Raw genomic sequence first — 20,062 nt, 5'->3', positions numbered from 1 at the left:
ATGACTCGCGCATAGATTGATTTTGAACGGTGAACGGAGACGAGTTCCATGCCCAGACCCAGCAACAACAATGGCAGCATCACAGGCAACAAGCGCGACAATCTTCTGACGGGAACAGAGATTGCCGACCTCATCAATGGCAACGCCGGCGACGACACGCTGCAGGGCTTGGGGGGCGACGATACGCTGCTTGGCGACGATGGTGACGACCTGCTGTCCGGTGGGGCAGGCAATGACAGCATCGACGGCGGCGGCGGAAGCGATACGACGACTTTTTCCGGCAACCGCGATGACTATGTCGTCACCGACCTTGGCGGCGGCGCGATCCGGATTTCCGGGCCTGACGGAACAGATACCCTGACCGGTGTTGAACACTACCAGTTTGCCGACATGACCCAGACAGCCAGCGAAGTGATCCTGCCGCGCCTGGCAAATCTCTCGGTCGAGGCGCTCAACGTCGAAGATTCCATCCTGTCCCCGGGCGAAGATACGCAAGTGTCCTTTACCCTGGTGTCGAACGGGACGAGAGATGCCGACGCAACCTCGTATGAACTGCTCGTGGCCTCGGCCCCCGATAACGATGCAGTGCTACAGACGATCGACAGCCAGACCGCCGCGGGGCTCGCAACCGGAACCAGCCAAACCCTGGCGGCCAGCATTCCAGCCGGCAGTCTGGAACCGGGCGTCTATTGGGTCGCTGTCCGCGTCGATTCCGGTGACACACTGGCCGAAGAGAACGAGACCGACAACCTTACGCAATGGGTCCAGATCACCGTCGAGGCCCCTGTCGCCGATTTCCGGCTTTCGGCCTCGGTCGACCCGGCTTCGGATTTCGAGCTTGGCAACGATGCTCCGATCCAGATCGACTACACGCTTGAAAACATCTCCAATACCGGCACCGGAGGCTACCAGATCGTCAGCTATCTGTCACGGGACGGTACGGTTTCCGAAGACGACATCCAACTCGGCGAAACCACCGGCACATTGGCTCTGGGTCAGACGATCAGCGGCAGCTTCCATGTCGTGCTGCCGTCGGACCTCGAAGGCGGTGACTGGCAGGTGCTCACGGTTGTCGAATGGACCGGTGGCGAAGTTGAAACCAACCCTGCCGACAACGCCGTCGCCGAGACTATCACCCTCAACCCCGCCGTCGCCGACCTTCAGCTGGTTTCGGCAACTTTGGGCGACGCGACCGATCTCGACCTGTCGGGCGGCGGGCAACTCCAAATGACCTATGCGATCGCGGATGTCGGGACCGACACCCCATCCGGGGTTCGCATCGTCACCTATCTGTCGACCGACGACCAGATTTCCGAAGATGACATACAGATTCTCGGCATCACCGGCGGTACCTTTCCCGGCGCTGTCGGGTCTCCGACAACATCGCATTGGTTCCCGCCCGATTTCACCCCGGGCGACTATTACCTGATCAGCGTGATCGAATGGGCCGATGGTACGGCCGACGCCACACCCGGGAACAACGTGATCACACAGCAGGTCACCTTCACCCCGGCGCCCAGCGATCTGGCCATCACGAATGTTACCGTGCAGGCAAGCTCGGACCTGATGCTCGATGGCAATGGTGGAACGCTGATTTATCAAGTCGAGTTTGCCAATTTGGGCGAACTGGCGGCCAGCAGTGGCATCAGCGCCTATCTCTCGACCGACGGCACGCTCTCGGGTGACGATATCCTGCTCGATACCGGGTCAATCTCGCTGAATGCGGACGGCACCGGCCAACTCAGCTTCGAGGCCCAGCTCGACGCCGGCCTGACCGCAGGGGATTATCAGCTTATCGTCACACTCGACGCGCCAGACGACAATGACCAGAACAACGTGCTCACGACTGCCGTGACGCTGGACGAGCCGTCGCTCATCACCGGCACCGACGGCGCCGACACGCTGACCGGTTCCTCAGGGCCGGACGTGATCAACGCCCTGGCTGGCGACGACCTGATCTTCGTCAGCGCCGGGCCGGATCATGTCGATGGCGGCGACGGCTTCGATACCGCTGATTTCTCGGGGCTGTCCTCGGGCGTGACTCTCATCAACGACCCCTACACCGCCCCCGGCGATGTTCTCATGCTCGACCCTGCAACCGGCGGGCTGGCCCAGTCCTTCGACAATATCGAGGCCATTATCGGCACCGATTTCAACGACACGATCTCGCTGCGCAACACCGGAGTTCACACGGTAAATCTGGGCGCCGGAGACGATATCGCCGAAGGCAGCGCCGGAAATGACACGATGCTGGGTGGCGACGGCTTCGACTGGCTGATCGGCGCCGAGGGCGACGACCTGATCACCCTCGGAGCGGGTGCCGACATGTTCAGCGTCATCCGCGAAGATACCGGCACCCTGATCCGCGGGCACGGCAACGACATCATCACCGATTTCGACGTGACCGAGGATGTGCTGCATGTGCTCATCAACAACGGCACCAGCTATGATCCGCTGGCAGACGTGACCCAGACGACCGAAGGCACCCTGCTCACCTATGCCGATGGTGCCAGCGTGCTTCTGCTCGGCGTCGACAGCGCCGATCTGACCGCGGCCAACTTTTTCGTCGAGGACATGCTTTTCGCTTCCGGTATGTTCTGATCCTGGTGACCCGCACCCGTTGTTCGCCATTGTGAACTTGCGCTCCGCACGAGGTGGCGCCTGAGATCGAGTACTGGATATGCAGAGTCGGGCGACGGGCGGGCTGCTGCCTCTCCGGCACCCGAGCCTCAAAGCCGCGAGCCGCCGCCGACCGAAAAATGCAAAGCCGTTCGGGCGGCAGGCGGTTCGCTCAAGCCGCGCCACGGGCCTTCAGAACGCCACCTTGTCGCCGCCCTTGAGCGCCAGCATCTCCCGCGCCTCGCTAGCCGAGGCGATCTCCAGGCCAAGCCCCTCGACGATGCCGCGCGCGATCCTTACCTGCTCGGCATTCGACTGCGCCAGCTTTCCTGGCCCGGACCAGAGCGAATCTTCCAGCCCGACCCGCAGGTTGCCGCCCATCGCCACCGACAGCGCCGCCACCCGCATCTGGTTCCTGCCCGCGCCCAGCACCGACCATTGGTACTGGTCGCCGAACAGCCGGTCGGCGGTGCGCCGCATGTGGATCACATCCTCCTCATGCCCGCCGATCCCGCCCAGGATCCCGAACACCGACTGCACGAACAAGGGCGGCTTCACCAGGCCGCGGTCGAGGAAATGCGCCAGGTTGTAGAGATGGGCGATGTCATAGCACTCGAACTCGAACCGCGTGCCCTTGTCGCCGAGCGTGCGCAGCACGTATTCGATCTCCTTGAAAGAATTGCGGAACACCAGGTCGCGCGAGTTTTCCAGATGCTCGCGCTCCCAGTCGTGGTGAAATTCCTTGAATCGCTCCAGCATCGGGTAGAGCCCGAAATTGATCGACCCCATGTTGAGCGAGGCCACTTCCGGCGCGAAGACCTCGGCCGGCCGGACCCGCTCCTCGACCGTCATGAAGGGCGAACCGCCGGTGGTGATGTTGATCACTGCGTCGCAGCGCTGCTTGATGACCTTGAGGAAGGGCTCGAATGCCTCCGGCGTCTGGTCGGGCTTGCCGGTCTCGGGGTCGCGCGCGTGCAGATGCACCACTGCCGCGCCGGCCTCGGCCGCGCTGACTGCAGCTTCGGTGATGTCCTCGGGCGTGACCGGCAGATGCGGCGACATCGACGGCGTGTGAATCGCGCCCGTGACGGCACAGGTGATGATGACTTTGTTCGGCATGGGATCCTCCCTCTTTGCGCCCATGATGCGCGCGCCGCGGCCAAAGGCAATCCCCCGCAGGCCAGATGGTCTGGCCACCTTCCCCTCCGGCAGCCGCACTGCTAGACCCGAACCATGCCGTTCGACATACGCCCCATGACCGAGTCCGACCTGGCCCAGACCGCCGCGCTGTGGCACGCTGGCTGGCACGACGCCCATGCCGCGATCTGCCCTCCCGCCCTTACAGGGCTTCGCACGCTTGCCAGTTTCACCGACCGCCTCAACCGGCGCATCGGCAACAGTCACGTCGCTGCCCTCGGAAACGAGATCCTCGGCTTCTTCACCCTCGAGGAGGATGAGCTCTACCAGTTCTACGTCGCTCCGGCCGCACGGGGCAGCGGGCTCGCCTCACGCCTGATCTCGGATGCCGAAGACGCCCTCCTCGCCGCCGGCATCACTCAGCCCTGGCTGGCTTGCACCGTTGGCAATGATCGCGCGGCGCGGTTCTATGAAAAAGCCGGGTGGCGGCGGGTCCGGACGGAATCCCTGCCGGTCGAGACCTCTGATGGTCCCTTTACCCTCGACATCTGGCGCTACGAGAAGGACCTCTCGGCTGAGGGCGGGGTTCATCCCGCGTGACCGTGACCCGAGGCGTTTCAGGTCTTGCCGGACGTATGGCAGGTTCTGGCTTGGAGGGAAGGTTCGAGCGAAGCACCCCGCGCGGAATCAAGGGCGACAGCCCGCCGCGCATCGCCGGGCCGTCCCTGGGCCCGGCGATGCGCGGCTTGAGCCTGACCTCGGCCAATATCCGCGCCCGGCCAAAAATCGAAACGCCCCCGTCGATACCCGAGCTATACCCGAGCCGCTCAATTGAAACGTAGTGTGGGGTTTCACTCCGCCCTACATCCGGGTGCACATCTCTCAGAACACCAGAGGCCCCAACAGCAAACCCAGCCCTGCCGCCACCACCACCCCGATCAGGTCGAGCGGCGCACCGGCCTTCAGCATCGCCGTCCGGTTGACCGCGTCATGGCCGAACACGATGGCATTGGGCGGGGTCGCCACCGGCAGCATGAACCCGACCGAGGCCGCCAGCGCCACCGGCAGCACGATCTGCATCGGCTCCACCCCCATCGCCTGCGCCACCGCGCCCGCCACCGGCAGAAAGATCGCCGCCATCGCGGTGTTGCTGGCCAGCTCCCCCAGCCCCACGATCAACGCCGCGATCACCAGTACCAGACACACAACCGGCAACCCCTCGAGCGCGCTCACTCGGTCGCCGATCCAGTCGACCAGCCCGGCACCGTCCATCAGTCCGGCCAGCGCCAGGCCGCCGCCCACCAGGATCAGGATGTCCCAGCGCAGCCCCTTCGCCGTATCCCAGTCCAGCAGCCGTCCGCCCTGCCCGGCTGGCAGCGCGAACAACAGAACCGCCGCCGCCATCGCGATCCCGGCATCCGACAGCGGAAGGTCCGGCCAGACCCGTTCCAGGAAAGGCCGTGCGATCCACAGCGCCGCCGTGAACCCGGCCAGGATTGCCAGCCGCCGCTCGCCCCGGCTCCAGCCCGGCCCGGCCTGCGCCGGCAGGTCAAGCGCCGCCACGTCCCGCAGCCCCGGCGTGGCCAGCGCCAGCACGCCCCAGGCACAGACCAGCAGCACCAGCGCCACCGGCATCCCCACCGCCGCCCACTCGGCAAAGCCCACCTGAACCTCCAGCACCCGGGCACTGTAGGCTGCGAAAATCGCGTTGGGCGGCGTGCCGATCAGCGACCCGATACCGCCGATGGTGGCGGAAAACGCCACCCCCAGCAGCAGCGCCGCGGCGAACCGCGGCTCGCGCCCCTGTGCTACGCCGGCGGCAATCGGCGCCATGACCATCGCAGAAGCGGTGTTCGAGATCCACAAGCTGAGGAAGGCCGTCGCCAGCATCACCGCCGCCAGCACCCGACCCGGCTGCTGGCCAGCAAGCCCGATCAGCCCCCGTGCAATTCGCCGGTGCAGGTGCCAGTGTTCGATGGCCCGTGCCAGGAGGAAGCCACCGAGAAAAAGAAGGATCAGCGGATCGCTGTAGGCGCCGGCAACTTCTCCCAACTCGGCAATCTGCAAGAGCGGCGCCAGCGCCAGCGGCAATAGTGCGGTGGCGGCCAGCGGCACCGCTTCGCTCACCCACCACAGCGCCATCAGCGCCGCCAGCCCAGACACCCGCCAGCCCTGCGGGCTCAGCCCTTCGGGTGCCGGCAGCACCAGCACCGCGCCCAGGCAGCTGAGCCCCGCAAGCATGATCCATCCGCGTATGCCAGGCATTCCCTACTGCGCCGCCTCCAGCCCCAGGAAACCGCCCGATTGATGCGCCCAGAGACCGGCATAAATGCCACCCAGCGCCAGCAACTCCTCATGCGTACCGGTTTCCACGATCCGGCCCTGATCCAGCACCACGATCCGGTCCATCTGGGCAATCGTGCTCAGCCGGTGGGCAATCGCCAGCACCGTCTTGCCCTGCATCACCCGTTCCAGCGCTGCCTGGATTGCCGCCTCCACTTCGCTGTCCAAGGCACTCGTCGCCTCGTCCAGCACCAGGATCGGCGCGTCTTTCAGGATGGCCCGGGCCAGTGCAATCCGCTGCCGCTGCCCGCCGGACAGTTTCACGCCGCGTTCACCGAGATGCGCGTCGTAACCGGTCCGTCCGTGTGCATCCTCGAGTTCGTGGATGAAGGCGTCCGCCTCGGCCTTCTTCGCCGCCGCCAGCATTTCTTCCTCCGACGCATCCGGCCGCCCATAAAGGATGTTGTCACGCGCCGAACGGTTGAACATCGCGGTGTCCTGCGTGACCATCGCCACCTGGCGGCGCAGACTCGCCTGGGTCACCCTGGAGATATCCTGCCCGTCGATCTCGATGACGCCGTCTTCGGTATCGTAAAGCCGCAGCAGCAACGCTACCAAGGTCGACTTCCCGGCACCGCTGGCGCCGACGATTCCGATCTTTTCGCCCGGCCGGACCTCAAGGTCGAGATCCTGCACGCCGCCAACCGCGCGGCCATAAGCAAAGCCGACATGCCGAAACGCAACCGCCCCCTCGCGCACCACCAGCGCGCGCGCGTCCGGCGCATCGACCAGCGCGTGATCAGGGGACAGCGTGCGCATTCCGTCCTCGACCTCGCCGAGATCGGCATAGATCGTCATCAGCGTCCAGCTCACCCAGCCGGTCATCTGCGCCAGCCGGATCGCCATGCCGCCGATCGCCGTCAGCTCGCCACTCGTCACCGCGCCCGCATCCCAGCGGATCAGCCCGTAGCCAACCATCCCCACCGGCAGAAGCCCCGCCAGCAGAAACAGAAGGAAGCGGAACCAAACTGCCAGCTCGGCCCAGTGCACCGCCCGGCCGCGATACCGCGCGATGCTGTCCAGCGCGGCCCGGTCTTCATGTGCATCATGGGCAAACAGTTTCACCGTCTTGATATTGGTCACCGTGTCGACGATCTGCCCCGTAACCTGCGCCCGCGCCGCCGCCCGTGCCGCCGAGCGCAGCCGGATCCGCGGCAGGAAAAAGCGCAGCAGCAGAACATAAGCCGCCAGCCACCCCGCCAGCACCAGTGTCAGGCCGAGATCGACGAAGCCGGTCAGCACCAGCATCCCCACCGCCGCGGCCGAGGCGAAGCTGATCGCGTTCACCGTCTCCTGCACGACCGAAACGATGCCATTGGCCGTCTGCATCTGTTTCTGCGCGATGCGGCCGGCGAAATCGTCGTCGAAGAAACTCACCGACTGACCAAGCGTGTGCCGATTAAGGCGCGTCATCACCTGCCCGAACAGATTCGGCATCACCGCAATCGACTGGAAACTGGAGGCCAGGAAGAATGACACCGGGCGCAGCACCATCAGCACCAGCACCGACAGCACCAGCAGGTCGGAATTGGCGCTCCAGAAATCGACCCGCGCCGCCACCGTCGCATCGACGATCTGGCCCAGCAGCGCCATCACCACTGCCTCGAAAAGCCCGCCCAGCGCAAACAGCGCCGTGGCCAACAAGATCGGCCCCCACGCCCCGGTCAGCGCCCAGCGGAAGAACGCGCCAAGCGTCTTGGGTGGCGGGCTGTCGGTGCCGCGCTCCGGGTCGATCAGCCCGGCGAACCATCTGGCATAGCGCCCCGTCGTCATTCCGCCGCCTCGCCCTCGGTGACGTCCTCGCCCAGGAAGCCGCCTGACTGCCGCGCCCAGAACTGGGCATAAAGGCCAGCCTGCGCCAGCAGCTCGGCATGGGTTCCCTGTTCCACGATCCGCCCCTGATCCAGAACCACGATCCGATCCATATGGGCAATCGTGCTCAGCCGGTGCGCAATCGCGATCACCGTCTTGCCCTCCATCATGCCGTAAAGCGTCGCCTGAATCGCTGCCTCCACCTCACTGTCCAAAGCGCTGGTCGCTTCATCGAGCAGCAGGATCGGCGCATCCTTCAGGATCACCCGCGCCAGCGTCACCCGCTGGCGCTGCCCGCCGCTCAGTTTCACGCCCCGCTCGCCGACCTGCGCCTCATACCCCTTGCGGCCCTGCGGGTCCTGCAGATCACAGATGAACTCATGCGCCTCGGCCTGTTTCGCCGCCGCGACGATATCCTCTTCCGTCGCTTCGGGCCGGCCATAGCGGATGTTGTCGCGCACCGAACGGTGCAACAGGCTGCTATCCTGCTGCACCATCCCGATCTGCGCCCGCAGGCTCTCCTGCGTGACAGTCGCAATATCCTGCCCGTCGATCCGGATTACCCCACCTTCCACATCGTAGAACCGCAACAAGAGCTTCACCAGGGTCGACTTGCCCGCGCCCGAGCGGCCGACAAGCCCCACCTTCTCGCCCGGGCGCACCGTCAGCGATACCCGGTCCAGCCCGCCGCTGCCACGTCCGTAGTGGTGACTGACCGCGTCGATCTCGATCCGCCCGTTGGTCAGCACCAGCGGCTTGGCCTCCGGCGCATCCACCAGGTCGATCGGCTGGGCGATCGTTTCCATGCCTTCCTTCACCACGCCCAACTGGCGGAAGAAACTGGTCAGTGCCCACATGATCCAGCCGGTCATGGCATTGAGCCTGAGCACCAGCGCCGAGGCCGCCGCCACCGCCCCCACCGTCGCGCTTCCTCCCATCCACAGCACCACCGCCCAACCGACGACGCCAAGGATCAAGAGACCGTTCAGCACCACCAGGCCCAGATCCATGATCGTGTAGATCCGCATCTCGGTCTGAAAGGTTTCACGTGAATGTTCGATGGCCTCGCGGGCATAGTCGAGCTCCCCGTCATGGTGGGCAAACATCTTCACCGAATGAATGTTGGTATAGGCATCCACAACCCGCCCGGTGACCGCGCTGCGCGCGTCCGATGCCCTCTGCGACGCCGGACCGACCCGCCGGGTCGTCCAGCGCATCAGCCCGCCATAGGCAATCAACCAGATCACCAGCGGCACCGCCAGCCGCGGATCCGCCTGCCCCAACACGATCACCGCGCCGACCACGTAAGCCAACGCATAGGTCAGCGCGTCGAACACCTGGAATACCGCCTCGCCAGCCGCGGGCGGGGTCTGCATGATCCGGTTGGCGATGCGGCCGGCGAAATCGTTCTCGAACCAGCCGACCGACTGGCGCAGCACGTGCTTGTGCGCCCGCCAGCGGATCAACGTGCCGAAATTGGGGAGGATCGCGTTGTTCAGCAACAGCACGTCTATAAGCTGGAACGCGGGCCGGACCAGCAGGATGAACAGCGCCAGCGCGATCAGCGTGCTACCGTGCTCGGCCCAGACCCGTGCCGGCTCACCCTGCAGCACGTCGACGATCCAGCCCATGTAATAGATCAGCGCGATCTCGACCGCCGCCACGATCACCGACATGATTCCGGTGATCCAGAACACCCGCTTGAACGGCCGGGCATAGCCCATCATGAAGCGCCACAGGGTTTGCGGCGGATGATCCTCCTGCGCATAGTCGCAATAGGGATCAACGAGGTTTTCGAAAAAGCGGAACATGGGGGGCTCCTGTCAGAGCAACATACAATATGGTTTCAGGTGATGTGACAACCCGACGGGCAAGCGCCTGCCGGTGCGAACATCACCCGCACGGGGCGACGTTCAGTGTCGGATAAACCAGATCCCGTGGTACATATTGCATCCTCCCACCTGGGTTGCGGGGGCGAGGCTAGCCGACGGAGGTGCATTTGTCACCCCCGCCGGGATGCCGGCTCAAGAGTCCCGGGTTGTGCAGTCGTCCGCTATGTGCAGCGCGTAAAATGGCGGCTTCGCGGGACAAACGGACACCGAATTGGTGAGCACTCGTCGCCGCTATTCATCTCGATGTGGCTCCTCGCGAGACTTGTGACCTGACGGACCGGTTCAAGTCCTTTTGTTGGCCCTTTGCCGGAGCAGACAACGTCGGTGTTTCCGGGAATCTCGTCGTCCAGGAAACAATCCTTTTCCAATCGGGACCTTGCCGCGCAGTTGACAGCAACAGGTTGCGTTTCTAACGTTCGCAACGCCTTTAACGGAATGATTTCTTGGTGTTGGTCTTTGGATGCGGGTGAGGGCGGGCCACCGAATGGAATACTTTCTGTTAGATCAATCAGTTTGCATGGGGATTGTGCTAACAGGTGTCAGAATTCAAGGATAATATGGAGATCCAGGTCGGTTCTGACCGCTCGTTCGGAATCGTCTTTGCGGTCGTGTTTGCGATCATCGGATTGTATCCGCTGTTTTATGGCAGTGTACGTTGGTGGGCGCTCGCGGTTGCCAGTGTCTTTTTGGCCCTGGCAATCTTCTCACCATCGGTTTTGCACCCTCTGAACATGGCATGGTTCCGGTTCGGCATGCTGCTGAACAAGATCGTTTCACCGATCGTCATGGGCGTTCTGTTCCTTGTGGCCATCGTTCCGTTCGGTTTGTTTTTCCGCCTGCGCAAACGCGACCCGTTACGGAAAAAGCTCGATCCGGACGCGAGTTCCTATTGGATACCCGTCGACGAGGAAATCCGGGCACAATCATCAATGCGCAATCAGTTCTAATCCAACCCGACGCCCTTGCGGCGTTTCCGCAGCATTCCGAGGTATAAAATGGCCATCGTTCTTGAGCTCTGGGACTTCATGAAAGTCCGAAAGAAATTCTGGCTTCTGCCGATCTTCACCCTGCTTCTTCTGCTCGGCGGGTTGATCGTGCTGACGCAGGGTTCTGCCGTGGCCCCCTTTATCTATACGATTTTCTGATATGTCCGCCATTCTGGGCCTGTCCGCGTTCTATCATGACAGCGCTGCAGCGCTGCTTGTTGATGGTGAGATCGTGGCCGCGGCCCAGGAAGAGCGGTTTACCAGGAAAAAGCATGACGCGGGGTTTCCGGCTAACGCCATCGAATACGTGCTTTCCGAGGGGGAAATGGGGCTTGGCGACGTGGAATTCGTCGCCTTCTACGACAAACCGTTTCTCAAGTTCGAGCGGCTGATCGAGACCTACATCGCAAATGCACCGCGCGGGTTCCGGTCGTTTCAGATGGCAATCCCGGTCTGGATCAAGGAAAAGCTGTTTCAGAAAAGCCTTCTGGCGCGCGAACTGAAGCAGGTTGACGAAGCCTTTGCCGGGCGCGACAAGCTTCTCTTTGCTGAACACCATTTCAGCCACGCCGCCAGCGCTTTCTATCCGTCGCCGTTCGAAGAAGCGGTGGTTCTGACGCTTGACGGTGTCGGCGAGTGGGCGACGACGACGGTTGCTGTCGGCCGGGGCAGCGACCTGAAAATCGTCAAAGAACTGCATTTTCCGCATTCATTGGGGCTGCTCTACTCCGCGTTCACCTATTACACGGGCTTTCGGGTCAACAGCGGTGAATACAAGGTCATGGGCCTTGCCCCGTATGGAGAACCTCGGTTCAAGGACGTGATCCTGGACAAACTTCTCGACGTTAAAGATGACGGCTCTTACCGGCTGGACCAGAAATACTTCAATTACGCCACCGGGTTGACGATGACGAACGACCGTTTTTCGGACCTGTTCGGAAAACCGGTGCGCAAGCCTGATGTTGATCCCTTAGAACAGTTCCACATGGATGTGGCCGCGTCCGTTCAGGCCGCAACCGAAGAGGTGGTCCTGCGCATGACCCGCGCGCTTGCCAAGGAGTTCGACCTACCCAACCTGTGCATGGCGGGCGGCGTGGCACTCAATTGCGTGGCCAACGGAAAAATCTTGCGCGACGGGGCATTTGAAAACCTGTGGATTCAACCGGCGGCCGGGGATGCCGGCGGTGCGGTGGGGGCGGCCTATGCAGCCTGGCATCAGGAGCTGGGTCACGAGCGGCGCTTGGACACAACCCGCAGGGATGCGATGAGAGGCGCGTATCTGGGGCCAGACTTCGCGCAATCCGACATCGAGGCCAGGTTGACCGAGGCAGGCGCGATTTTCGACACGCTGACGGATGAGGACGTCATCGAAACCACCGCCGACGCGCTGGCCGACGGAAAGGCCATCGGCTGGTTCAATGGCCGGATGGAGTTTGGCCCGCGCGCGCTCGGCGCCCGGTCGATCCTTGGCGACCCCCGGTCGGAATCGATGCAGAAGTTGCTGAATCTCAAGGTCAAATTCCGCGAAAGTTTCCGTCCCTTCGCGCCCTCGGTGCTGCGCGAAGACGTCGCCGACTGGTTCGAGATCGATGATGACAGCCCCTATATGCTGCTGGTGGCCGGTGTGAGCGCTGAGCGACGCCGGGAAATGACCGCGGAAGAAAACGCGCTTTTCGGGATCGACAAGCTGAACGTGAAACGGTCGGAAATCCCGGCGGTGACGCATATCGACTATTCGGCCCGGGTTCAAACCGTGCATGCCGACACCAATCCGCGCTATCACAAGTTGATCTCGGCGTTCAAAAAGCGCACCGGCTGCCCGCTGGTGGTTAACACGTCCTTCAACGTGCGCGGAGAACCGATTGTCTGCACGCCGGAAGATGCGTTCCGCTGCTTCATGGGAACCGATATCGAGGTTCTGGTGGTCGGCAATTGCGTCCTGCGCAAGGAACAGCAGGACCAATCCCTGGCGGAAGACTACAAGAACAAATACGAACTCGACTGACCACCGCCCTGTGTGATCCACACCCGGGGTCGATGCGGCAACTATTGCCGGTTTCACTCGGACAGGGCGTCGAGCAGCCCGTTTTCGGACAGGAACGTCGCCACGGCCTCGGCCGCAAGTTTCTGCCCGACGCTGTTCCAGTGATCGTCACCGCCACGCAGGAAATGCGATTTCACATCCGTCTGCTTGAAAACCGGGAACAGATTCAGTGTCGGGATCGAGCTGTTTACGGTGATTGAAACCATCGCGTCGCTCAGCCGTGTGGGGGAATACTCGGAATACTTGGCTTTGTTCACCCAGCCGGAGTCATGATCGCCGTCAAGCAAATCGACAGGGTGCGGAATGATGACGGCCACGATCGGGACGGCATGCGCTTCGGCGACGCGTTTCATCCGCGCAACGATACGGTCCAGAAGCTGGATTTTGTATCCCGCCGAAGGGCTTTCGGGCAGCAAAGCGATATCTGCAGAATACGGGTCGACGCCGAATTCGCCGACCGTGTTGTCGCCCCTCGCAACGTAGCTCTGATACTCCGCCAAATGCTGGGCCAGCGCGTCTTCGATCCATTGGCGTTTGTCGAAGACAAAGGCTTCGTCTTCCGGGGAAAGGAGCTTGTTCTTGGTCTCCTTCAGCAGCTTCAACAGAACGGGTTCCGCGCGGTTGAGTTTGATCTGCCGTTGTTGTGCTTCACTGAGGCGAAAGTCATTTTCCACAAGCCGGTCGTCGTCAGACAAACGGTAGAGGCGGTTTCTCAGCAAATCTCCGAAATCGTTCCCGGAAAACAAAGCAACCACGACCAGGTCCGGGTTCAGGGGTTCGATCTCGTTCTCAAGCCGTCTGAGGATCTGGTCCGGCCCGTAGCCGGCGACACCGGCATTGATGACTTCGGCCTCAAGGCCGTGGGCGGAAGAAAGCTGGTTCGCAAGCTGAACCGGGAAGGTTTCTGGCAGTTCAGTGTATTCGGCGTGAATGAACGAATCGCCATAGACAACGATCCGCGGTTTCGTGCCGGTTTCAATCAGGTCGGGTCCGCGGAACCCATCGGAATTAACTTTGTAGACGACCGTGTGGCCGCCATTTGCCGGGTGGTGAACGTAGGCCCGCGAGACATTTGGTTCGAGCTTGAACAGGTATCTCTGGTCGAACGCGTAGGCGGTGTAGTAACTGGGGCCAAGCAGGGCCTTGAGCACGAATTCGGCCAGAACCAACGTTATAATGGTGGAGGCAAGAACGAGCAAATAGGTCGAGGCAAATCTGCTGAGAACGACACCGATAAATATCGTGAGCACTCCGACACTCAGCACCAGAGTCTCGACCATCCCGAAGCCTTCGCCGCCTGCCACAGGGCTGTCGGAAAACGCCAAGGCCGTAAGAAGCAGTCCCACGACGATACAAACGGCTCGTACAATTCTTGATGACTGGCGGCTCATTTTTCTATTTCCCGCAAAAAATAGCTGGCAACTGATTGATCGTTTGCAGCAATCCGACACACGTTGGGCTAAAGACTAAGTGTTGCCGGACCAAAGCAGCAAGCAGTTTCGTTGCCTTTGAAAACCGCGGTTACTGAGCTCGGGATCGTATGAACAGAGCGCGGACTGCAGCAAATCCGGTGACGTCCGGCTCGCAAGGAAAGCAGGACCCGAGCCCATTGGTTCAGTAATCCCGTCACTGTCAGGGTTTTTTTGTGCGTTTGGTCGCGCATACGTCCAAGGCAGGAGGCCGCAACCTGACTGAACATTAGGTTGCGCAGTCTTAGAACGAGGCGCAGAGAATGACCGTTCCGGGCACAAAGCCGCCATTGGCCCGTACGCCCGTACCCGTCAACTCTCCGGCGGCGCCCCGCCGTCTGCCGTCCGTCGGGCGATGAACGCCTCCAGCGCCGCCACCCGGTCGGCCTCCAATTCCGGCGCCCCCGTTTTCTCCTCGACGATCCGCTGCCATATCCCCGTCGCCCGCGTCGTGGCGTCCACCGCCCCACGTTCGCTCCAGGTCCCGAAATTCGACCAATCCCCCACCAAGGGCCGGTAGAACTCGGTCTGATAGCGCGCCATCGTGTGCGCCGCACCGAAGAAATGCCCGCCGGGCCGAACCTCCTCCAGCGCCGCCAGTCCGATCTCGTCCTCACCCGCAGGCGTCTCGGCACAAAGCTCCGCCACCATCTGCAACACGTCCAGATCGGTGATCATCTTCTCGTAAGACACTGTCAGCCCGCCTTCCAGCCAGCCCGCTGCGTGAATTACCACCGTGGCGCCTGCCAGCAGACAGCCCCAGGTGCCGAACTGGGTCTCGTTCGCCGCCTGGGCATCGCCGAGGTTTGCCGCAGACCCGCTGGCCGAGCGCCACGGCAATCCGATCAGCCGCGCCAGCTGCCCCGCCAGCAGCGACGCCTTGAAATGTTCCGGCGTGCCGAAGGCCGGCGCGCCCGATTTCATGTCGACATTGCTTGTAAAGGTGCCATAGCACACCGGTGCGCCGGGTCGAGCCAGCTGCGTCAGGGTGATCGCCGCCAGCGCCTCGGCATGGCTCAGCGTCATCGCACCCGCCACCGTGATCGGCGCCATCGCGCCCATCAGCGTGAACGGCGTGACGATACTCACCTGGCCCGCGCGGGCGAAGTCGATCAGCCCCTGCGCCATCGTCACGTCCAGCACCCGCGGGCTGTTGGTGTTGATGATGGTGTAGCAGTGGCTCTTGGCCGCGAACTCCGCGTCCGACACGCCGCGGAAATCACTGATCATTTCGAACGCGTCCCTGACCTGCCGCGTGCCGCGCGCATAGACAAACGGCAGCTTGTCCGACAGCGTCAGCTGCGCCCGCGTCATCTCGTAATGCCGCACATGCGGCGCAATGTCCTGCGGTTCGACCAGCGGCGGCACCATGTGAAGCACGTCAAACGCCTGCGTCAGTGTCACCAGCTCGCGGAAATCCTGCGCCGTGCCGGGCCGCCGTCCCCGCTCCAGGTCGGTGGCATGCGGGCAGCCCGCGCCGGGCTGGAACATCAGCCGTCCAAGCTCGAAAGTCAGGTCGCGATGCCGCGCCCCGGCCCGTGCGTCGAAGCGTTTCGGCGCGCTCGCCAGCGCGGCCTCGACCATCTCGCGCCCGATGAACACCATCTCGGCACCGTCATCCACGCGCGCGCCGCCCGCTTTCAAAAGCCGGCGCGCCTCGGGCAACAGAACCTTCAATCCAAGCCGCTCCAGCACCTCCAGCGCCGCGTCATGCATGGCGTGCACCCGGTCGTCCGAGACCAAGTTCATCACCGGAAACGGGTTGCGCAGATTGCGATAGTCCACCTTGCGCTTCGGCGCCGCGTCACGCGCCGTGCGCCGGCCCTTGCGCCCTCCTGATCGGGACGGCCCGGTCATCTCCCCGCCGCCTCGGGCGCGCCCCTCGGCCGGCACAACCTTTCGGGTCTCATCCCCGCATCGCCTTACCCGTCGGATCATAGGGCGACGGCGCGATCACCGTGGCCTTGCGTTCCTCCCCCACAACATGAACCGAGACCTCCGTTCCCGCATCCGCCTGTGCCCGGTCGACCAGCGCCATGGCCAGCGATTTCTGCAGCGTGTGACCATAGCCGCCCGAGGTCACGAACCCGGCAAGCGTGCCGTCGCCGGCCCAAACCGGCTCATAGCCACTGGCGTCCGCGTCGCCGTCTTCGAGCTCCAGCGTCACCATCACCCGGTCGGGGCCGTTGCCGTCGCGTTCGGCCATCGCGGCCGCGCGCCCGATGAAATCGCCCTTGTCCCAAGCGATCCAGCGGTCCATGCCGGTCATCCCCGGCGTGCGGTCCTGGGTGAACTCCGCCGACCAGATGCCAAAGCTCTTTTCCAGCCGGGTCGACAGCATGGCGTTGAAGCCGCATTCGCGAATGCCTTCCCCGGCGCCCGCCTCCAGCAGCATCCGGCGCAGCTTGATATGATCGCCCATGCGGCAGTTGATCTCGTAGCCCATTTCGCCGGTCACCGACATCCGCGCCACGCGGGCGCTCACCAACCCGATGTCGAACCGGCCACAGCCCATGAAGCGCAGGCCCGAGATATCCTGCTCGGCCAGCTTCTCGACCACTGCCCGCGCCTTCGGCCCGACCACGCCAAAGCCGCAAACCGCTTCGCCCAGGTCACGTACCGCAACACCGTCTTCGAGATGGTCGTTGAACCAGCGCATGTGCCAGGCCCGCAGGTAATAGGACCCCATGATCCACCAGGTCCCGTCTCCCCAGTTGAGCAGCGTCAGATCGCCCTTGAGCCGCCCCGTGGGTGCCAGCATCACCGCCAGCCGCGCCCGCCCCGGCCCGGGCAGCCTGGTCGAGAACAGCTTGTCCAGCCAGGCTTCCGCATTGGGGCCCTTCACCTCGTAGCGTGAGAACCCGGTGATATCGAGCAGCCCCACGCCTTCGCGGATCGCGCGGCATTCCTCGCCCACGATGTCGAACGCGTTCGAGCGTTTCAGCGTCAGGTTTTCCTCGAAATCCAGGGACGGCGCGAAATAAAGCGGCACCTCCAGATCCCAGCTCACGCCCCACCGGCATCCCGCTTGCGTCATCGCATCATGCGCCGGGGCCATCTTCAGCGGCCGGCCCGCCGGCAGCTGCTCGTTGGGATAGGACATCACGAACCGGCGGGAATAGAACTGGCCCGTGGTTTCGCGGATATAGCGCTTGTTTTCGGCATATTTGCCATAGCGCGCCACGTCCATCGACCAGGCGTCGGTCTCCGGCTCACCCTCGATCATCCACTCGGCCAGCGTCTTGCCGACGCCACCGCCCTGCAGGAAGCCCGCCATCACCGCACAGGCGCTCCAATACCCGCGCTTGCCCGGCACCGGCCCGACCAGCGGGTTGCCGTCGGGGCTGAAGGTAAAGGCGCCGTTGACCCAGGTCTTGATGCCCACGTCCTGGATCGCCGGATACCGTTCGAATCCCAGCGTCAGTTCGGTCTCGATCCGGTCAAGCTGCTCCTGGAACAGCTCCTCGCCATAGTCCCAGGGCGCCCCGTCCATCGCCCAATGCTCGTGGTTGATCTCGTAAATACCCACCAGAACACCCTTCTGGTCCTGGCGCATGTAGGTGAATCCTTCCAGGTCCACCGTCATCGGCATCTCGAAATCCGCCGCCGCCACTTCCGGCACCGTGTCGGTCACCAGGTAATGATGCTTGAGCGGCGAAACCGGCAGCTCGATCCCGGCCATCCGGCCTACCTGCTTGGCCCAGAGGCCGGCGGCATTCACCACGTGCTCGCAGTCGATCGTGCCCTTGTCGGTCACCACCTGCCAGCCCTCGGCGGTTTGCTCCAGCGACTCGACCTTGGTCTGCTCGTAATATTCCGCGCCGCGCTTTTTCGCGGCGGTGGCATAGGCCTGCACCGTGCCGGTGGTGTCGAGATACCCCTCGCGGTCGGCCCACATCGCGCCCAGCACGCCCTCGGTCGACATGATCGGGCAGCGTTTCTGCGCCTCTTGCGGCGACAGCAATTCGCAATCGTGGATGCCGATCGACTGGAAAATCCGGTAATTCGCCTGCAACCATTCCCAACGCTCGGGCGTGCCCGCCAGCGTCAAACCGCCGGTCATGTGCAAATTGATATGCTGGCCGGATTCCTTCTCGATCTCGCTCAGAAGATCGATGGTATAGGCCTGCAACGCCGCCATGTTCGGATCGGCATTGAGCGCATGGATGCCTCCCGCCGCATGCCACGACGAGCCCGAAGCCAGCCGCCGGCGCTCCAGCATCACGATATCGGTCCAGCCCATCTTGGCCAGGTGATAGAGCACCGATGCGCCCACGACCCCGCCCCCGATAACGACAACCCTGTAATGCGACTTCATGGCCCGGCCCTCCTTGATGGTCCCCGATCGAGCTTAGGAAGACGAGCTTTTCACCGTCAACCGGACGCACCGAAGTCATTTGGTCTGAAAACGACATCGGCGACCGCGATCCGTTGGAACGCCTCCGGCGTACAGGTCGGGTTACGTTCAGGCCACGCAGGCCTTGGGGGCTCTGCCCCCAAACCCCCGAGGTATTTTCGAACAGAAGAAGCAACGATTTGTTGACGAAACCGGCCGATCATTGCGGGGCGGTACAGGCTGAGGAGCCGATGACCGCAACAGGAGAAGCCCCCGATGGTGCAGGCCATCGGGGGTGATCACTTTCGGTCTTCTTCTGTTAGGAAAATACCTCCGCCGGAGGCCCCGGCGGCAACATGCACAGCGCCGGGTGCTGTGCGTCGCCTCGCAACGCGCCGATTGAAAGCGCGCGGCAGCGCACATTGTGATCAGACGCCGTCCAGGTTTTTCAGAACCATTTCTGCCGCCCGGCTCGCCGATATCTCGCCCGCTGCCACCTTCTCCGCCAACGCCTCTACGGCCGCCTTGGCCTCCGCGCTTTCGAGCCGACGTAAAAGCCCTTGACGCACCTCTTCACCGAACCAGAACCGGGACTGATCCGCCCTTGCCTTGTCAAAAAACCCGGTCTCGCGACGCCAGTTTACCAGCCCGCGCATCTCGTCCCAGGCAGCCTCCAACCCCTCCTCGGCCAGTGCCGAGACCATCATCGCCTTGGGAAACCCTTCCGGGTCCTGCGGCCGCTTCCTCAGCAGCTTCAGCGCGCCCATGTAATCGGCACAGGTCCGCGTCGCCGCCGGTTTCAGATCGCCATCCGCCTTGTTGACCAGGATCAGGTCGGCCATCTCCATGATACCGCGCTTCACCCCCTGCAACTCGTCGCCTCCCGCCGGCGCCAGCAGCAGAACGAACAGATCCGACATCTCTGCCACCATCGTCTCCGACTGGCCGACGCCCACCGTCTCGATCAGCACCACGTCGAATCCCGCCGCCTCGCAAAGCTCGATCGCCTCGCGCGTCCGCCGCGCCACACCGCCGAGCTGGCTTTGCGACGGCGATGGCCGGATGAACGCGTTAAGGTCGCGCGACAGCCGCTCCATCCGCGTCTTGTCGCCGAGGATCGACCCGCCCGAACGCGCCGAACTCGGGTCCACCGCCAGAACCGCCACCTTCAGACCCTTACCGGTCAGCAGGCAGCCAAACGCCTCGATAAAGGTCGACTTGCCCACCCCGGGCGTGCCGCTCAGCCCGATCCGCACCGCCTGCCGCTCCAGCGGCTTCAGGGTCTCCAGCAGCGCAGTCGCCTGCGCCCGATGATCGGCGCGCCCGCTTTCCGCCAGCGTGATCGCGCGCGCCAGGGCGCGCCGGTCTCCGTTTGCGATCTTCTCCGCCGTGGCCGCAATATCCATGTCATTTCCCCCGGGGTC

The 20,062-nt window shown here is 63.3% G+C and carries 13 protein-coding genes; 5 read left to right on the top strand and 8 right to left on the bottom strand.

The annotated features are described in order from the left end of the window. Window positions 1-48 precede the first annotated feature (48 nt). Complete coding sequence (locus NO357_RS08630) at window positions 49-2,601, top strand: CARDB domain-containing protein (protein ID WP_306735232.1); 2,553 nt, start codon at window positions 49-51, stop codon at window positions 2,599-2,601. Window positions 2,602-2,811: 210 nt separating this feature from the next. Here the strand turns inward: NO357_RS08630 and kce are convergent, their stop codons facing one another. Beyond that, the gene (gene kce, locus NO357_RS08625) at window positions 2,812-3,738 is read right to left on the bottom strand and encodes a 3,5-dioxohexanoate:acetyl-CoA acetone transferase (RefSeq protein WP_306735231.1); all 927 of its coding nucleotides are present in this window, start codon (window positions 3,736-3,738) and stop codon (window positions 2,812-2,814) included. A 135-nt stretch (window positions 3,739-3,873) separates the two neighbouring features. On the opposite strand from kce, the gene NO357_RS08620 reads away from it, so the two are divergent. Continuing rightward, window positions 3,874-4,356 (top strand): GNAT family N-acetyltransferase, encoded by a 483-nt coding sequence (locus NO357_RS08620; RefSeq protein ID WP_306735230.1) that lies wholly within the window; start codon window positions 3,874-3,876, stop codon window positions 4,354-4,356. Between the two features lie 282 nt (window positions 4,357-4,638). Here the strand turns inward: NO357_RS08620 and NO357_RS08615 are convergent, their stop codons facing one another. The 3 genes from NO357_RS08615 to NO357_RS08605 are packed head-to-tail and all read right to left on the bottom strand — an operon-like array spanning window position 4,639 to window position 9,722. Continuing rightward, the gene (locus NO357_RS08615) at window positions 4,639-6,021 is read right to left on the bottom strand and encodes an SLC13 family permease (protein WP_306735229.1); all 1,383 of its coding nucleotides are present in this window, start codon (window positions 6,019-6,021) and stop codon (window positions 4,639-4,641) included. Window positions 6,022-6,024: 3 nt separating this feature from the next. Continuing rightward, a complete protein-coding gene (locus tag NO357_RS08610; RefSeq protein ID WP_306735228.1) occupies window positions 6,025-7,872 on the bottom strand; it encodes an ABC transporter ATP-binding protein in 1,848 nt (615 codons plus the stop codon). Beyond that, on the bottom strand, window positions 7,869-9,722 hold the full coding sequence (locus tag NO357_RS08605; protein ID WP_306735227.1) for an ABC transporter ATP-binding protein: 1,854 nt from the start codon (window positions 9,720-9,722) through the stop codon (window positions 7,869-7,871). The genes NO357_RS08610 and NO357_RS08605 overlap by 4 nt, the downstream gene beginning before the upstream one ends. 638 nt (window positions 9,723-10,360) lie before the next feature. On the opposite strand from NO357_RS08605, the gene NO357_RS08600 reads away from it, so the two are divergent. From NO357_RS08600 to NO357_RS08590, 3 genes are read left to right on the top strand one after another with little or no spacing between them, the layout of a single operon-like run. Then, the gene (locus NO357_RS08600) at window positions 10,361-10,750 is read left to right on the top strand and encodes an SxtJ family membrane protein (RefSeq protein ID WP_306735226.1); all 390 of its coding nucleotides are present in this window, start codon (window positions 10,361-10,363) and stop codon (window positions 10,748-10,750) included. Between the two features lie 48 nt (window positions 10,751-10,798). Further along, window positions 10,799-10,948 carry a DUF5989 family protein gene (locus NO357_RS08595; protein ID WP_306735225.1) on the top strand — a complete coding sequence of 50 codons (150 nt, stop codon included), beginning with the start codon at window positions 10,799-10,801 and terminating at the stop codon, window positions 10,946-10,948. A gap of 1 nt (window position 10,949) precedes the next feature. After that, entirely contained in the window at window positions 10,950-12,794 is a 1,845-nt protein-coding gene (locus NO357_RS08590; protein WP_306735224.1) for a carbamoyltransferase family protein, read from the top strand. A 53-nt stretch (window positions 12,795-12,847) separates the two neighbouring features. Here NO357_RS08590 and NO357_RS08585 read toward each other — a convergent pair whose 3' ends face one another. The 4 genes from NO357_RS08585 to meaB form a co-directional block, all read right to left on the bottom strand. Beyond that, entirely contained in the window at window positions 12,848-14,224 is a 1,377-nt protein-coding gene (locus NO357_RS08585) for an SGNH/GDSL hydrolase family protein (RefSeq protein WP_306735223.1), read from the bottom strand. A gap of 390 nt (window positions 14,225-14,614) precedes the next feature. Further along, a complete protein-coding gene (locus tag NO357_RS08580) occupies window positions 14,615-16,159 on the bottom strand; it encodes a trimethylamine methyltransferase family protein (RefSeq protein ID WP_306735222.1) in 1,545 nt (514 codons plus the stop codon). 49 nt (window positions 16,160-16,208) lie between these two features. Further along, entirely contained in the window at window positions 16,209-18,620 is a 2,412-nt protein-coding gene (locus NO357_RS08575) for a GcvT family protein (protein WP_306735221.1), read from the bottom strand. Between the two features lie 446 nt (window positions 18,621-19,066). Next, complete coding sequence (gene meaB / locus NO357_RS08570) at window positions 19,067-20,044, bottom strand: methylmalonyl Co-A mutase-associated GTPase MeaB (RefSeq protein ID WP_306735220.1); 978 nt, start codon at window positions 20,042-20,044, stop codon at window positions 19,067-19,069. Window positions 20,045-20,062 lie beyond the last annotated feature (18 nt).

This window comes from Marimonas arenosa (assembly GCF_030848945.1).
Lineage (GTDB): Bacteria > Pseudomonadota > Alphaproteobacteria > Rhodobacterales > Rhodobacteraceae > Marimonas > Marimonas arenosa.
This window is presented reverse-complemented; position numbering and strand designations above follow the sequence as displayed.

Excerpts from the sequence above, each read along its gene's own strand:
- NO357_RS08630 (WP_306735232.1), top strand. The coding sequence starts at position 49 with ATGCCCAGACCCAGCAACAACAATGGCAGCATCACAGGCAACAAGCGC.
- kce (WP_306735231.1), bottom strand. The coding sequence starts at position 3,738 with ATGCCGAACAAAGTCATCATCACCTGTGCCGTCACGGGCGCGATTCAC.
- NO357_RS08620 (WP_306735230.1), top strand. The coding sequence starts at position 3,874 with ATGACCGAGTCCGACCTGGCCCAGACCGCCGCGCTGTGGCACGCTGGC.
- NO357_RS08615 (WP_306735229.1), bottom strand. The coding sequence starts at position 6,021 with ATGCCTGGCATACGCGGATGGATCATGCTTGCGGGGCTCAGCTGCCTG.
- NO357_RS08610 (WP_306735228.1), bottom strand. The coding sequence starts at position 7,872 with ATGACGACGGGGCGCTATGCCAGATGGTTCGCCGGGCTGATCGACCCG.
- NO357_RS08605 (WP_306735227.1), bottom strand. The coding sequence starts at position 9,722 with ATGTTCCGCTTTTTCGAAAACCTCGTTGATCCCTATTGCGACTATGCG.
- NO357_RS08600 (WP_306735226.1), top strand. The coding sequence starts at position 10,361 with ATGGAGATCCAGGTCGGTTCTGACCGCTCGTTCGGAATCGTCTTTGCG.
- NO357_RS08595 (WP_306735225.1), top strand. The coding sequence starts at position 10,799 with ATGGCCATCGTTCTTGAGCTCTGGGACTTCATGAAAGTCCGAAAGAAA.
- NO357_RS08590 (WP_306735224.1), top strand. The coding sequence starts at position 10,950 with ATGTCCGCCATTCTGGGCCTGTCCGCGTTCTATCATGACAGCGCTGCA.
- NO357_RS08585 (WP_306735223.1), bottom strand. The coding sequence starts at position 14,224 with ATGAGCCGCCAGTCATCAAGAATTGTACGAGCCGTTTGTATCGTCGTG.
- NO357_RS08580 (WP_306735222.1), bottom strand. The coding sequence starts at position 16,159 with ATGACCGGGCCGTCCCGATCAGGAGGGCGCAAGGGCCGGCGCACGGCG.
- NO357_RS08575 (WP_306735221.1), bottom strand. The coding sequence starts at position 18,620 with ATGAAGTCGCATTACAGGGTTGTCGTTATCGGGGGCGGGGTCGTGGGC.
- meaB (WP_306735220.1), bottom strand. The coding sequence starts at position 20,044 with ATGGATATTGCGGCCACGGCGGAGAAGATCGCAAACGGAGACCGGCGC.